We start from the raw sequence: 14,568 nt of genomic DNA on the forward strand, positions 1-14,568 counted from the left end.
GCGCTGAACGCGATTCGTTCGCGCCGGTGCGGTCAGCAAATTCGACGTCGACGATTCAGGTATTCCGCAAACCCCGGGTTGTCGTCAGCGTTACCCTCCGTTCAGGCAACGTCGCCGTTGGTCGGGAGGTAGACAGTCATGGGCGCTTCGAGGTTTGTCGGTCGGGTCGGCGGTTTGGCGGTAGCACTCGGGGTCGGCGCCGCGCTGTTCTCCACGGGATACGGTGTCGCGTTCGCCGACTCGTCTACGGGATCGTCGGCGACGAGCTCGAATTCCAGCTCTTCCGGCGGAAATTCCTCGACATCGGGGTCGGCGAGTGCGGGCTCCAAGGGGGCGTCCGCGGCGACCGCGGCCTCGAAGCGGACCCACCGCGCGAGTTCGGGCCGGGTCGTCAGCACCGGCGGCGCCAAGACCGGGTCGAAGCACTCGAAGGCCAGTACGGCACAGTCGCGTACCAGCTCGGCCGTCTCGGCCCAGACGACCGATTCCTCTGGTGCGGCGGCAAACAACGCCGGATCGTCGTCGGCTGTGCAGTCCGGCGAGCCGACCGGCAATGCGGACCCGACCACGCCGTCGGCGAGCTCGACGGTCGGATCGGTGACGTCGGTCGCCTCGGTGTCGCCCAGCGCGTCAGCTCTCGCCCCGGCGGCGTCGATCTCCGGTGTGCACGATGTGCTCGACCCGTTCTCCGGCGGCCTGCCCACCGTGCCGGCGGACTCGCCGCTGGCGCTGGCGTTGGCGGCATTCGCCCGGCGCGAAGCCGCCGTGACGAGTACGACCTCATCGGCGCAGCCGACCACGTCGTCGCTGACCGCCGCCAACCCCATCACGGTCAACCCGTCACTGGGCATCGTCGACGGCATCTACAACGGCAGCACGGGGGCGATGACGTCCACCGGCAACACGCTCACCTACACCCTGGTCAGCGGTCCGAGCGCGGGCGGCAAGGTCACGTTCTCCAGCGAGGACGACTCCAACTACGTGCTGGGCAATTTCAGCTACCTGCCGAACCAGTCGATCCTCGCCTCGGGCAGTGAACAGTTCAAGATCCTGGTGGCCGAGAAGACACAGTTCGACAAGGCACTCGAGAGCATCCCGATCCTGGGCGGTTTCGTCCCGCAGGTGCTCGTCGTCATTCACCAGACCCCGGTGCTCGGTACGCTGCTGGCGCCCGTCATCGGGTATTCGCAGGTCGTCACCTTCACGCCGAATCCGTCGGTGGACAACCCGATGGGTGATCCGCTGGCGTTCACCTACAAGATGCCGTCCTTCGACGGCACACTGATCAGCCTCAACTGGTTCCCGGCCTCGACGCTCGGACCCGACGGAGTCCCGGCCGGTGACCTGGCGCCGACGATCCTCAATGGCCCCGGTCTGGCCACTGCCGGCCAGACCGACCCGTACACGACGTACGGGATCGACGAGCTCACCCCGGGTGTGCAGTCGCTGCGTGACGCCGGGTACAACGTCGTCACCTGGGATCCTCGCGGTGAATTCGCCTCTGGCGGCATCCTGCAGCTCGACAGCCCGGCCTTCGAGGGCCGCGACGTCACCGCGATGATCAACTGGATCGCCACCCAGCCGACGTCCGCGCTCGACGCGACCAATGATCCCAAAGTGGGCATGGTGGGCGGCTCCTACGGCGGCGGTATCCAGCTGGTCTCGGCCGGCACCGACTCCCGGATCGACGCCATCGTCCCGGGTATCGCCTGGAACTCGCTGAACGATGCGCTCTACCCGGACAAGGCGTTCAAGACGTCGTACTCATCGCTGCTGCTGTTGTCGCTGGTGCTGAGCAACGCCCGGATCAACAACCAGATCTACCTCGGTGTCACCACCGGCGTGCTGCTGGGTTGGCTGTCGAATACCGCGCAAGCCGTGCTGTCCAGCAGCGGGCCCGACTTCGTGGTGCCGAACATCAGCGCGCCGACGCTGTTCGAACAGGGCACGATCGATGTGCTCTTCACCCTGCAGCAGGCCATCGACAATGCCGAGGCGCTGGCACCGGGGGTGCCCGTTCACATGATTTGGTCCTGCGTCGGCCACGGGGTCTGCCTGACCACCGACACCACCGGGACCCGCAACCTGGACGCGGCGCTGTCCTGGCTGGACCAGTACGTCAAGGGTGAAGCGGTCTCGGTGTCGCCGAACTTCCAGTACACCGATCAGTTAGGGAACTGGTATCAGTCCGCCTTCCTGCCGACCGAAGGCAGCCAGTTCTTCGGCTCGGATTTCACTGCCGCCACCGGCGCTTCGGGCGGCACGTTGGGGATCGTGCCGATCATCGGCGGTTCCGGACCGGCGCCGCAGGCGTCGATCCCGTACTCGCTGGGGCTGGCGTCGAAGGCCAGTAACGCCATCAACGTCGACCTGGACCTGACCGGGCTGGATCAGACGGTGGGGGCGCCGACGCTGAGCTTCGACTACCAGGGCCTGGGGACGAGCCGTTTCGTCTACGCCCAGCTGGTGGACAACAACACCGGCCTGGTGGTGGGCAACCTCGTCACGCCGGTGCCGGTCATTCTGGACGGGCGCACCCGCAGCGTCACCGTCGATATGGAGAACATCGTCTACACGTCGGACGACCCGGTCACCCCCGGCGATCTGACGCTGCAGATCACCAGTTCGGCCACGGCGTATGAGAACTTCACCTCGTTCGGCGTGATCAACGTCTCCAACATCGGCCTGACGTTGCAGACGCCGGCCACGGTCACACCGGAGCAATAGCGGCAGCCCGTCCTAGGGTCCGGGCACCACGCCGCGGGCCTTCGGCAGGCTCAGGTCGTTGTAGGTGGCGATTCCGGGGGGCGCCGCGACGACGGCGGGAATCGCGTGGATCGGCGGCATCGCCGTCATGATGTGCCCCAGCACGAAGAAGTCTTCGAGCGACGTGGCGTTCTCGATCATGTCCATCGGCGGCAGGAATCCGACCTGCATGTTGACCGTGGGTCGGCCGTCGATGGTGATCTTCCAGCCGTCGCCGTCGAGCTGCCAATCCGGTTCGAGCGTCGTGCCCTTCTTCCATCGGACATTGATGTCGATGACGGTCTTGCCGTTTGCGATGCCCTGCCAGCTGGCATAGACACCGGCCACATGTCCGGCCTTGATGGTCCACGACGCCATCGGTAGATCCTCGGTGGTCTGTGCGTACTCGGCCACGCACTTGATCTCGTCCAGTTCGACTCCGAGCGAGTCGGCGACCAACTGCACGGCCTCGGCGAACACCGCGGTGCCCTTCGCGGCCATCGGCTGCAATTCCGGATCGTCGATGCGCATGTCGAATCCGACCGGCCGCTCGGTGTCGGGTGAGTCGTAGAGGGTGGTATCGGCGGACTCGGCGATGGTGACCTTGTCGACCCGATCGCAGGCGGTGGCGGCGACGATCGCCAGCAGTTCGGCGAAGCCGGGGCTGACTCCCGAGCCGAACATCGTCGACCCGCCCGCCTTGCACGCCTCTTCGATGCGGGCCCGTCCTTCGCCGAGGTTTTGACCGGTGATGAACGACGCCGAAGCGACCACGTTGACGCCGGCCGACAGGATCCGGACCAGTTCGTCGACATCGATCCACATCGGGTTGTAGACCACGCAGTCCGGCTTCAGTGCCAGCAGGGTGTCGACGTCGTTGGTCGCGGTGACCCCGAGCGGCTCGATGCCGACCAGTTCACCGACATCACGGCCGGCTTTGTCCGCCGACCATGCGTAACAGCCGACGAGCTCGAGGGTCGGGTTGGCGGCGATCGCCTTCACCGAGCTCTTTCCGACATTGCCGGTAGTCCACTGGACGACCCGATAGGGGGAGTTGTTGGGCACTCGCTCAGCATAGGGTGCGCGCCCGTCGCCCAAACCGACGTTTGGGTGGAGAAGTTCGAGAGAATCGCGCCACAACGTCGATCTCGACGACGGCGCCGGTTACTCCGCTTCGTCGACAGCGACGTTGCCGCGATCGCGTCGGCGCAGGCGATGGTTCGCCTTGCCGGTCGGACGCTTGTTGCGCAGGCCGCCGGATTGTTCGGCTTCCGGCTCCGGTGCGGCCTCCGGCTCGGGCTCGGCATCCACCGACACCTCGGCGGGCTGTTCGTCCCCGACGGCAGGCTCGCCGGCCTCTTCGGTCTCTCCCGGCTGCTCGTCGGAGTCAACCCCGGCGTCTTCGGTGGTCTCGGCGGCCCCGTCGTTCTCGTCGAGGTCGTCGGCCTTGCCGCGCCTCTTCTTCGCCCGCTTCGCTTTCTTGGGCTTCGGCGCCTTGGGCGGCTTGGGTGGCAGCTCGGCGGTGTAGGCCAGGTAGAACGCCAGCAACGCCAGGATCGCGATCGCGGCGGCCGCGCCGTAGACCCCGAACAACCATGGTCCGCCGCTCGCCAGGCTGACCCAGATCTCGGCGACGGCCGTCCCGACGATCAGCACGCCGGCCAGCACGTGCAGGATCACCGACCACAGCCGCAGCCGCAGCGCCAGCTGCACAGTGCCGCACTCGGGCCTGCGGGTGCGCAGCAGGGTGATCAGTACCGGCAGCGCCGAGAGCGCCATGACCACCCCGGTCACGATGCGCAGCACTGTGCCCAGCGTGTGCGAGGTGTCGCCCATCAGCTCCCACCAGCGGGGCAGGACGAACAGGAAGTACAGGGCGCCGGACAGCACCCACAACGTGAGGTGCACTGCAGTCGCGGCGACGCGCCCCATACCCCTCCGCCCAGACATCTCTAGAAGCATTGAAATCCGAGGTGCGATCAGGCACTTGTGATCCCCCGATCGCACCTCGGACAGGTGCGGAGGATAGGGGATTTGAACCCCTGAGGGCTGTTAACCCAACCCGCGTTCCAGGCGAGCGCCATAGGCCACTAGGCGAATCCTCCGTCGGCCATGGTAGCCGACTCGGGAAGTCCCTTGGCCCAGCTGCCTGACAGGCCGGGCGTGCGCGGGTATTACACTCGCGATGGACCCCGCGCGGCGTCTATCCTGTGAACTCCCCCAGGGCCGGAAGGCAGCAAGGGTCAATGGGCTCTGGCGGGTGCGCGGGGTCCCCCTCGTTTGAAAGGCGCACGGTGTCGTTTTTGTCCCTGGGCCCCGATGAACTGCGAGCCCAGCACGACGTGCAGCGGCAGAACTACGCCGACCTGCAGGCCAAGAAGCTGTCGCTGGACCTCACCCGCGGTAAACCCTCGGCCCAGCAGCTCGATCTGTCGAACGCGTTGTTGAGCCTGCCCGGCGAGCAGTACCGCGACGAGGACGGGACCGACACCCGCAACTACGGCGGCCTGCACGGCCTGCCCGGCCTGCGCTCGGTGTTCAGCGACCTGCTCGGCATCCCGGTGCCCAACCTCATCGCCGGCAACAACGCCAGCCTGGAGCTGATGCACGACATCGTGGTGTTCTCGCTGCTGCACGGCGGCGTGGACTCGCCACGGCCCTGGGTTCAGGAGCCGGTGGTGAAGTTCTTGTGCCCGGCACCGGGGTACGACCGCCACTTCGCGATCACCGAGAGTTATGGCATCGAGATGATCGGCGTCCCGATGGGTGAGGAGGGCCCGGATGTCGATCTCATCGAGGAACTCGTCGCCGCCGACCCGGCGATCAAGGGCATGTGGTGTGTACCGGTCTTCTCCAACCCGACCGGCACCACCTACTCCTGGGAAGTTGTCCGCAGGCTGGTTCAGATGCACACCGCCGCACCGGATTTCCGGTTGTTCTGGGACAACGCCTACGCCGTGCACACCCTGACGCTGGATTTCCCGCGCCAGGTCGACATCATTGGACTGGCCGACAAGGCCGGGCACCCCAACCGGCCCTACGTGTTCGCCTCGACATCGAAGATCACCTTCGCAGGCGGCGGGGTCAGCTTCTTCGGGGGCTCGCTGGGCAACATCGCCTGGTATCTGCAGTACGCGGGCAAGAAGTCGATCGGCCCCGACAAGGTCAACCACCTGCGGCATCTGATGTTCTTCAAAGACGCCGACGGGGTGCGCCTGCACATGCTGCGGCACCAGGCGCTACTCGCGCCGAAGTTCGCGCTGGCCCTCGATATCCTCGACAAGCGGCTCTCGGACTCCAAGATCGCCTCCTGGACCGAGCCCAAGGGCGGGTACTTCATCAGCCTCGACGTCCGTCCCGGCACGGCCAAGCGCACCGTTGCCCTGGCCAAGGATGCCGGCATCGCGGTGACCGAGGCCGGAGCGTCGTTCCCGTATCGAAAAGACCCTGACGACAAGAACATTCGTATCGCTCCGACCTTCCCGCCGTTATCGGATCTGAGCGACGCGATCGACGGTCTGGCGACCTGCGCGCTCCTGGCGGCCACCGAGGACCTGTTGGGATCCACCGCTGTCACACAGGGTCGGTAGCCTTCACCCGTGGCGCTCTACCGAAAGTATCGGCCGGCAACCTTCGCCGAGGTGGTGGGCCAGGAGCACGTCACCGAACCGCTGTCCACCGCGCTCGCGGCGCATCGGATCAACCACGCGTACCTGTTCTCCGGCCCGCGTGGCTGCGGTAAGACGTCCTCGGCGCGCATTCTCGCCCGCTCGCTGAACTGCGAACAGGGACCGACTCCGATGCCCTGCGGGGTGTGCGATTCCTGCGTGGCGCTGGCCCCCAACGGCCCCGGCTCGGTTGACGTCGTCGAACTCGACGCCGCCAGCCACGGTGGTGTCGATGACACCCGGGAACTGCGTGACCGGGCGTTCTACGCGCCCGCACAGTCGCGCTACCGCATCTTCATCGTCGACGAAGCGCACATGGTCACCACCGCGGGCTTCAACGCGCTGCTCAAGATCGTCGAGGAACCGCCCGAGCACCTGATCTTCGTGTTCGCCACCACCGAGCCGGAGAAGGTGCTGCCGACGATCCGGTCACGCACGCATCACTACCCGTTCCGGCTGCTGGCCCCGAAGACGATGCGCACGCTGATCGAGAAGATCGTCGCGTCGGAGAGCGTCAACATCGACGACGCGGTGTACCCGCTCGTCATCCGGGCCGGGGGTGGTTCCCCCCGCGATACGTTGAGCGTGCTGGACCAGCTGCTGGCCGGTGCCGAAGAAAACCGGGTGCACTATCAGCGGGCGCTGGCGCTGCTGGGCGCCACCGATGTGGCCCTGATCGACGATGCGGTCGACGCACTGGCCGCCGGTGACGCCGCCGCACTGTTCGGTGCGGTGGAGTCGGTGATCGACGCCGGTCACGATCCCCGCCGGTTCGGTACCGACCTCCTCGAACGGTTCCGGGATCTGATTGTGCTGCAGGCAGTTCCGGATGCCGCCAGCCGCGGCGTTGTCGATGCGCCCGATGACATCCTGGACCGGATGCGCGATCAGGCCGCCCGCATCGGTCCGGCGACGCTGGCCCGCTACGCCGAGGTGGTGCACGGCGGGCTGGGGGAGATGCGCGGCGCAACTGCTCCGCGACTGCTGCTCGAGGTGGTATGCGCCCGGCTGCTGCTGCCGTCGGCCAGCGACACCGAGTCGGCACTGCTGCAGCGCATCGAGCGCATCGAAACCAGGATGGACATCTCGATCCCGGCGGGCGAGGCGGCGACGAGTTCCACGGCGCCGGCCAAGCAGTACGTACGCAAGACTCAGACGGCGCCGGCCGCACCGGAGCCCAAGGCCGAGCCGATCGCCAAACCCGAGCCGGTGGCCCGGCCGGAACCGGTGGCCAAGCCCGAACCCGTCGCCAAGCCGGAGCCGGTCGCCCGGCCCGTCCCGGCGCCCGAACCGACTGCCCCTCCGCCGCCGGCGACAGCTCCGGCCGCACCACCAGCCGCCACCACGGGCGAGCCGGGTGCGGCCGCGGTGCGCAGCATGTGGTCGACGGTGCGGGAAAAGGTCAAGCAACGCAGCCGCACCACCGAGGTGATGCTGGCCGGCGCGATCGTGCGCGCGGTCGAGAACAACACCCTGATCCTCGGCCACGAGTCGGCTCCGCTGGCCAAGCGGCTGTGCGAACAGCGCAACGCCGACGTCATCCGCGACGCCCTCAAGGATGCGCTCGGCGTGGACTGGAAGGTGCGCTGTGAGGTCGGGGTGGGCCAGCCCGTGCAAGAGGCCGAGCCGCTGCCACCCGAGCCCGAACCCGATCCGGTCGACGCCCAGCGCGCCGAAGAGGACAGCATGATCGCCGAGGTCGGCCGCGACGAGGACACCGGCCCGCGGCGTGATCCCGAAGAAGTGGCCCTCGAGTTGTTGCAGAGCGAGTTGGGTGCTCGCCGCATCGACGGCTGACGACCTCCGTTGCGCAGCTTCCTGATCGACGAAAACCTGGGGCTGCTTCCCGGCGAGAAACCGTGGAGTGAGGTCTTTCCCCGCTGCTCTCGACCGGCGATCGGCGCTACCGCGGGTTTCCGACCGTCACGTCGAAGTTCACCGGGGCGACCAGGCTGCCCAGTGTTCTGGTGGTACGCAAGGACGATCCGGCCACCTGCCTGGCCGACCTCGCCGGTGCGTCGTTCGCCTATCTCAACTCTTCGTGCACGTCGAGCTACTTTGCCTTGGCAATTCTATTGCGGGGCTTGGGTTTATCGCTGCGTGACGTCACTCTGCAGCCGACGACGCCGCGGCAGGGCCAGATCGACGCCGTCACCGCCGGGGACATGCGTGCCACCGTGGTGCTCGAGGACGTCTGGAAGACGACGCCGGCCAACGCCGAAACGACCAAGATCATCGGCCGCTACGACGACGCCACCGGTGCCCTGATCGTGGTGCGCGACGGTATCGAGGAGAGCTTCCTGCGGACACTGCTCGACGCGCTTGTGGCGTGGCAGCCGACGCCCGACGCCGTGTATGGGGGCTTCACGCCGTTCGTCGAGTCCGACGTGGCGCGCTTCTTCGCGGATCTGGACACGCTGCCCGTGACACTGTGAGCGATCTCGTCGCGCACTGTGGCTTTCCTGTGCCGAGGAGCGCGCGTGCGCACGACCCCCTACCGTCGAGACATGACCATCGACACTCGTCGACTAGTGGCTTGGCTGGCTGGATTCGGTGCGATAGCGATCGGCATGTTCGGCCAGATCCCCTCCGCAGCAGCAGATCCCAACCCCAATCCGCAGCCGAACTGCACCGCCGCCGACATGGAAGGTGTGCGGATGGGTGTGCAGGCCGCGACGTCGGCCTACCTGTTCACCCATCCGGACGTGAACGCGTTCTTCACCGGCCTGGCCGGCGTCCCCCGCGCGCAGGTCCTTGCGAAGGTGAAGGACTACCTGGCCGCCAATCCGCAGACGGCAGCCGATATCACCGGCATTCGGCAACCGTTGCTGGACATCAAGACTCGCTGTGGGCAGCTGCCCGGGTCGGCCGTTTAATTCCCGACCATAAGGTTAGGCCGTCCACCACGGCCGCAGCGGCAGCCCCGAGTCGCCGCCCTTCTCGTCGAGTTTGACCGCCAGCACCTGGTGCAGCTGCACCACGTTGGTGTCGAAACCCAGCCGCGACCCGGCCATGTAGAGACCCCACACCTTGGCGGTGGCCAGGCCGACCTCCTCGACCGCCTCGTCCCAGTGCTCGACGAGGTTGGCACACCAGTCACGCAGCGTCATCGCGTAGTGGTGGCGCAGGTTCTCCTCGTGCACCACCTCCAGACCCACGTCCTGGGCCTCGGTGATGATCCGGCCCGAGCCGGTCAGCTCACCGTCGGGGAACACGTAGCGGTCGATGAACCCCCCGGCGCTGGGGCCGGTCTTGTTGTCCGGGCGGGTGATGCAGTGGTTGAGCAGCAGCCCGCCCACCCGCAGCTTTGTTTTGAGGAAGCCGAAGTACGCCGGATAGTTGGTCACCCCGATGTGCTCGGTCAGACCGATCGAGGACACCGCGTCGAATCCGCTCTCCAGCACATCGCGGTAATCACTGTGGCGCACCTCGGCCAGGTCGGCCAGGCCCTGCTCGGCGATCGCTTTCTGCGCCCAGGTCGCCTGCTCGCGCGACAGCGTGACACCGATGGCCTTGACGCCGTGACGCGCCGCGTAACGCACCATGCCGCCCCACCCGCAGCCGACGTCGAGGAGCCGGTCGCCGGGCGCCAGCCGCAGCTTCTCGAACACCAGGCGGTACTTGTTCTCCTGCGCCTCCTCGAGGGTGGCCTCCGCGCTGGGATAGCAGGCGCAGGTGTAGGTCATCGAGGGGCCGAGCACCCACTCGTAGAACGTGTTGGACACGTCGTAGTGATGGTGGATGGCGTCGGCGTCGCGCTTCTTGCTGTGGCGCAGTCCCTCGGCGAACCTCCGCCACCGCGGCAGCGCCTCCTGCGGCGGCGGGGCGATCGGCTTGAGGTGCTCGATACCGATCGAGCGGACGATGTCGACCAGCACCCGTGCCGGCGGCCGCTTGAAGTCGAGATTCTGGGCGAGCGCCTTGAGCAGCTCGTACGGGTCGCCGGGATGCACGCCGTGGGTTTCGAGGTCGCCCGCCACATAAGCCCGTGCCAAGCCCAGATCGCCTGGAGCGGTGGCCAGATAGGTGGTGCCGCGCGGAGTGAGCAGGTCCAGGCCCAGCTCGGCGTCATCGGGTCCGGCGGTGCTGCCGTCGTACGCGGTGAACCTCAATGGCAGCTCGCCGCCGGCGGCGAAGATCTCCAGGATCTCGGCCAGGCTCAGCTTCCCCGGCGCATGCGCCGCATTCTCATGGAAGGTCGTCATTGTCTCTGCACCGCCTTTGCGTAGAGGTCAAGCAGCCGTGAATCCGGATCGTAGGTCTTTTTTACGGTCTTGTAGGTTTCGCCGCCGTAGAGATCGTCAAACTCTTCGCGGCTGTAGTAGGCGTCGGAGTACAGCGACTTGTGTCCGTCGAGGTCGCTGACCTTCTTCTCGATGAGCCGATTGGTGTAGCCCGGTGTGGGGCCCATCGGCACCGACGACCAGAACCCGATGTTGACGTAGGTATGGCCCGAGCGCAGCGGATACAGCGGCCAGCCCCCCGGGTCGCGTAACCGCAGCGGGCACAGCCAGACCGGCTCGATGGGGACGTTGGTCAAGAACCAGTCCAGAAACTCGACGCACCGGTTGAGCGGCACCTCCACGTCCTGGACCACCCGTTCGCGCGGCGGGCGGCCATGGCGGGCCTCGATCCGGTCGGCGATATTGAACTTCTGGTCGTAGCCGATCAACTTCCAGTAGAAGCTGCTGCGCCGGTAGCGGCGCGGCCAGAACCGGCGCAACGTCGGGTTCTGCGCACCGAAGGCCCGGGAGCACCAGAACCAGTCGGTGTCCCAACGCCACAGGTAGTCATGGGTGGTCAGGCGGTCGTCTTTCACCCCGTTGGCGTGCTGAATGGACCGGTAGTAGATGTCCTGGCCGGTGTAGTCGCTGACCGCGCCGGCGGTGGACGTCTGCAGGCCCAGGCACAGGTAGCTCTCGTCGGCGCTGAAGACCACACCGTCGAGGTAGTCGACCCGCACCCCTTCGTAGCCGCCGGTCTCGATGATGCGGTCCATCGCCGCGATCAGGTCGGCCAGCGTGTGAAACCTCAGGTGCTTGAGTGCGACAAACGGCTTGACCTGCTCCAGCTCGATCTTCAGCCGCACCGAATAGCCAAGGGTTCCATAGGAATTGGCGAAACTGCGAAAAAGGTCCTGATGTTGTTCCCGGCTCGCGGTGACCAATTCTCCTGCACCGGTGAGGATGTCCATCTCGAGGACCGACTCGTGCGGCAGGCCGTTGCGGAATGATGCCGACTCGATGCCCAGCCCGGTCACCGCCCCGCCCAGGGTGATCGTCTTGAGTTGGGGAACCACCAGCGGGGACAGGCCGTAGGGCAGGGTCGCGGCGACCAGGTCTTCGTAGGTGCACATCCCGGCGACGTCGGCGGTCCTGGCTGCCTGGTCGACGGAGATCACGTCGGTGAGTCCCGAGGTGTCCAGGCCGGGGGCGTCGCGTCTGGTGCGTGCGCGGAAGAGGTTGGAGGTGGGTTTGGCCAGCCGCACCGAGGCGTTCGGAGGTATGGCGCGGTAACTGGCCAGGAGCCGGTCCACGCCATCTGCGTGAGCTGTCAGTGCTGTGGAAACAGGCACACGACTACGCTAGTCCGCAGCCACAGCCGATGCGACCGCATGGCTGGTGGATCACATCGGAACCCGCCATCACCTCGAGGAGTATTGCCTGATGGGACAGGTCAGCGCCGCCAGTACGATCTTGATCGACGCCGAGCCGGCGGCCGTGCTCACCGCGATCGCCGACTACCAGGGCGTGCGCCCGAAGATCCTGTCCCCGCAGTACAGCGACTATCAGGTGCTGCAGGGTGGCCAGGGGCAGGGCACGGTCGCGAAGTGGAAGCTGCAGGCCACCAAGTCGCGGGTGCGCGAGGTGCAGGCCGTCGTCGACGTGGCCGGCCATACCGTCATCGAGAAGGATGCCAACTCGTCGATGGTGATCAACTGGACCGTCGCGCCGGCCGGCCCGGGCGCCAGCGTCACTCTCAAGACCACCTGGAACGGTGCGGGCGGCATCGGGGGCTTCTTCGAGAAGACGTTCGCACCGCTGGGCCTGCGGCGGATTCAGGACGAGGTGCTGGTCAACCTGAAGAAGGTCGTCGAAGCGTGATGACGATCCGCTAGCTGGTGCGCGGCGGCTGGGTAGCCAGGAACGCCGCGATGCCCGCAACGACGGCGGCCGCGTACTTCTGGCGGCCCTCCGGGGTTTCCATCAGCCCCGAGTCGGCCGGGTTCTTCATGTTGCCGAGCTCGACCAGCACGGCGGGGTATTGGGCCAGGTTCAGCCCGGCGAGATCGGAGCGTCCGTACAGACCGTCGGAGCCGATGTAGTTGGCGGCCGGCAGTCCGGACGCGACGAGTTGATCGCGCATGATCCGGGCGAGCTGGATCGAGGGCCCCGCTTGGGCCTGGTTCAGCGGCGGACTGGAGTAGTTGACGTGAAAGCCGCGGCCGGTCGCCGGGCCGCCGTCGGCGTGGATGGACACGATCGCGTTGGGTCGCAGCGAGTTGGCCACCGCGGCGCGCTCGTCGATGCACGCCGCCACCTGATCGTCGTTACCGCGTGACATGGCGGTACGCACACCGAGCTGGGTCAGCATCTGCCGGATCAACAGCACGGTGTCCCAGTTGAACGTGTGCTCTCCGAACCCGTCGTTGGTGGCGGTGCCCGACGTCTGGCAGTCCTTGGTGCCGCCGCGGCCGGTCGGCACCTGCTTGGTCATCGACGCGTCGTTGGCGCCGTTGTGGCCGGGGTCGAGGAACACGATCATCCCGGCGATGTTGGGTACCGCGTGGGCCAGGGGACTGGTCACCGTCGATGCGAGCACCAGCATCGTGGTGCATGCCGCGGCGACGACACGCGTGCGGGTGGACATGAGCACGCGCGTCACCGTAACTCTTCGCCGTCTAGGCTTGAAGTCGCTGACCGCCCTAAACCGCAGGCGAAACCAAGTCGAGACCGAGACGCAAGGAGACCGTCATGCAACCCGGTGAGATACCCAACCTGGAGGGGTTTCGAGAGCGGGCGGAGCAGATGCGGGACCAGTTGATGCCGGGTCTGCAGGCCGCCCTTGCGCAGGCCCAGGAGATGCAGCAGAAGCTGATGGAAGCCCAGGCCGCGCTGGCCGCCTCCGAGGTTCACGGCCAGGCCGGTGGGGGCCTGGTTCAGGTGACCATGAAGGGCAGCGGGGAAGTCGTGGGGGTGCAGATCGACCCGAAGGTCGTCGACCCGGCCGACGTCGAGACGCTGCAGGATCTCATCGTCGGGGCGATCGCCGACGCGGCCCGCCAGTTCGCCATCCTGGCGCAGACGCATCTGGGACCCCTGGCCAATCAGGCCGGGTCGCCGGGCCTGCCGGAGGCCTGACTTAGTTGTTCGAAGGGCCTGTCCAGGATCTGATCGACGAGCTCGGCAAGCTGCCGGGCGTCGGTCCCAAGAGCGCGCAGCGGATCGCGTTCCACCTGCTGTCGGTGGAGCCGCCCGACATCGACCGGTTGACCGCGGCGCTGGGCAGGGTTCGTGACGGCGTTCAGTTCTGCGAGGTGTGCGGCAACGTGTCCGATGCGGAGCGGTGTCGCATCTGCAGCGACGCCCGCCGCGACGGATCGCAGGTGTGTGTGGTGGAGGAACCCAAGGACGTCCAAGCTGTCGAACGCACCCGCGAGTTCCGCGGACGTTACCACGTGCTGGGCGGCGCACTCGACCCGTTGTCCGGCATCGGGCCGGATCAGTTGCGAATTCGTCAGCTGCTCAACAGAATTGGCGAACGCGTCGACGGTGTGGACATCACCGAGGTGATCATCGCGACGGACCCGAACACCGAGGGTGAGGCCACGGCCACCTATCTGGTGCGGATCCTGCGCGACATTCCGGGCCTCACCGTGTCACGTATCGCCTCGGGCTTGCCGATGGGCGGTGACTTGGAGTTCGCCGATGAGCTGACGCTGGGCCGCGCGCTGTCCGGCCGCCGCGTTTTCACTTGACGCCCAAACCGACGTTTCGCAGCGGAAGTACGAGTAGATCGCGACATTTCGTCGATCTCGGCGAGCTGAGTTCCTAACTGAAGTCAAGCTACTTGTGGGCTCGTCGTAGGCTTGGGTATAGCGGGCTGGGATGTTGGAGCGCTTGGCGACTCCTGTGACTCCTGGCCCGCCTTGTTT

Annotated in this window: 14 protein-coding genes, 1 tRNA gene and 1 other RNA gene; 9 read left to right on the forward strand and 7 right to left on the reverse strand. The window is 66.7% G+C overall.

The features are described from left to right. Window positions 1–101: 101 nt before the first annotated feature. The gene (locus ORI27_RS17390) at window positions 102–821 is read right to left on the reverse strand and encodes a hypothetical protein (protein WP_266074004.1); all 720 of its coding nucleotides are present in this window, start codon (window positions 819–821) and stop codon (window positions 102–104) included. Between ORI27_RS17390 and ORI27_RS17395 the strand changes: the two genes are divergently transcribed. Next, a complete protein-coding gene (locus ORI27_RS17395; protein WP_265998218.1) occupies window positions 766–2,727 on the forward strand; it encodes an alpha/beta hydrolase family protein in 1,962 nt (653 codons plus the stop codon). The genes ORI27_RS17390 and ORI27_RS17395 overlap by 56 nt on opposite strands. A 12-nt stretch (window positions 2,728–2,739) precedes the next feature. On the opposite strand, the gene ORI27_RS17400 is transcribed toward ORI27_RS17395, so the two are convergent. The 3 genes from ORI27_RS17400 to ORI27_RS17410 form a co-directional block, all read right to left on the reverse strand. After that, window positions 2,740–3,810 carry an NAD(P)H-dependent amine dehydrogenase family protein gene (locus ORI27_RS17400; protein WP_265998219.1) on the reverse strand — a complete coding sequence of 357 codons (1,071 nt, stop codon included), beginning with the start codon at window positions 3,808–3,810 and terminating at the stop codon, window positions 2,740–2,742. Window positions 3,811–3,909: 99 nt separating this feature from the next. Next, entirely contained in the window at window positions 3,910–4,677 is a 768-nt protein-coding gene (locus ORI27_RS17405; protein ID WP_265998220.1) for a hypothetical protein, read from the reverse strand. Between the two features lie 87 nt (window positions 4,678–4,764). Further along, window positions 4,765–4,850 (reverse strand) — tRNA-Ser (locus ORI27_RS17410). A 78-nt stretch (window positions 4,851–4,928) separates the two neighbouring features. Between ORI27_RS17410 and ffs the strand changes: the two genes are divergently transcribed. From ffs to ORI27_RS17435, 5 genes are all read left to right on the forward strand, one after another. Beyond that, an RNA gene (gene ffs, locus ORI27_RS17415) (signal recognition particle sRNA small type) lies at window positions 4,929–5,025 on the forward strand. 14 nt (window positions 5,026–5,039) lie between these two features. Beyond that, on the forward strand, window positions 5,040–6,335 hold the full coding sequence (locus tag ORI27_RS17420; RefSeq protein WP_265998221.1) for an aminotransferase class I/II-fold pyridoxal phosphate-dependent enzyme: 1,296 nt from the start codon (window positions 5,040–5,042) through the stop codon (window positions 6,333–6,335). A 9-nt stretch (window positions 6,336–6,344) separates the two neighbouring features. Further along, window positions 6,345–8,210 carry a DNA polymerase III subunits gamma/tau gene (locus ORI27_RS17425; protein ID WP_265998222.1) on the forward strand — a complete coding sequence of 622 codons (1,866 nt, stop codon included), beginning with the start codon at window positions 6,345–6,347 and terminating at the stop codon, window positions 8,208–8,210. A gap of 83 nt (window positions 8,211–8,293) precedes the next feature. Continuing rightward, complete coding sequence (locus ORI27_RS17430; protein WP_265998237.1) at window positions 8,294–8,848, forward strand: PhnD/SsuA/transferrin family substrate-binding protein; 555 nt, start codon at window positions 8,294–8,296, stop codon at window positions 8,846–8,848. 72 nt (window positions 8,849–8,920) lie between these two features. Next, entirely contained in the window at window positions 8,921–9,289 is a 369-nt protein-coding gene (locus ORI27_RS17435) for a heme-binding protein (protein ID WP_265998223.1), read from the forward strand. A 15-nt stretch (window positions 9,290–9,304) separates the two neighbouring features. On the opposite strand, the gene ORI27_RS17440 is transcribed toward ORI27_RS17435, so the two are convergent. Continuing rightward, window positions 9,305–10,618 (reverse strand): class I SAM-dependent methyltransferase, encoded by a 1,314-nt coding sequence (locus ORI27_RS17440; RefSeq protein WP_265998224.1) that lies wholly within the window; start codon window positions 10,616–10,618, stop codon window positions 9,305–9,307. Beyond that, complete coding sequence (locus tag ORI27_RS17445) at window positions 10,615–11,988, reverse strand: FAD-binding oxidoreductase (protein WP_265998225.1); 1,374 nt, start codon at window positions 11,986–11,988, stop codon at window positions 10,615–10,617. Before ORI27_RS17445 ends, ORI27_RS17440 begins: the two co-directional genes overlap by 4 nt. Before the next feature lie 91 nt (window positions 11,989–12,079). Between ORI27_RS17445 and ORI27_RS17450 the strand changes: the two genes are divergently transcribed. Next, window positions 12,080–12,517 carry an SRPBCC family protein gene (locus ORI27_RS17450; protein ID WP_265998226.1) on the forward strand — a complete coding sequence of 146 codons (438 nt, stop codon included), beginning with the start codon at window positions 12,080–12,082 and terminating at the stop codon, window positions 12,515–12,517. A 10-nt stretch (window positions 12,518–12,527) separates the two neighbouring features. Here the strand turns inward: ORI27_RS17450 and ORI27_RS17455 are convergent, their stop codons facing one another. Then, window positions 12,528–13,283, reverse strand: coding sequence for an Rv3717 family N-acetylmuramoyl-L-alanine amidase (locus tag ORI27_RS17455; RefSeq protein WP_407666342.1), 756 nt, complete (start codon window positions 13,281–13,283; stop codon window positions 12,528–12,530). A 158-nt stretch (window positions 13,284–13,441) separates the two neighbouring features. Here ORI27_RS17455 and ORI27_RS17460 point away from each other — a divergent pair, with 158 nt between their 5' ends. Further along, window positions 13,442–13,774, forward strand: coding sequence for a YbaB/EbfC family nucleoid-associated protein (locus tag ORI27_RS17460; protein WP_265998239.1), 333 nt, complete (start codon window positions 13,442–13,444; stop codon window positions 13,772–13,774). A 5-nt stretch (window positions 13,775–13,779) separates the two neighbouring features. Next, window positions 13,780–14,391 carry a recombination mediator RecR gene (recR, locus tag ORI27_RS17465; protein ID WP_265998227.1) on the forward strand — a complete coding sequence of 204 codons (612 nt, stop codon included), beginning with the start codon at window positions 13,780–13,782 and terminating at the stop codon, window positions 14,389–14,391. The last annotated feature ends 177 nt before the right edge of the window (window positions 14,392–14,568 follow it).

Origin of the sequence: Mycobacterium pinniadriaticum (assembly GCF_026242045.1) — a bacterium.
GTDB classification, from domain to species: domain Bacteria; phylum Actinomycetota; class Actinomycetes; order Mycobacteriales; family Mycobacteriaceae; genus Mycobacterium; species Mycobacterium pinniadriaticum.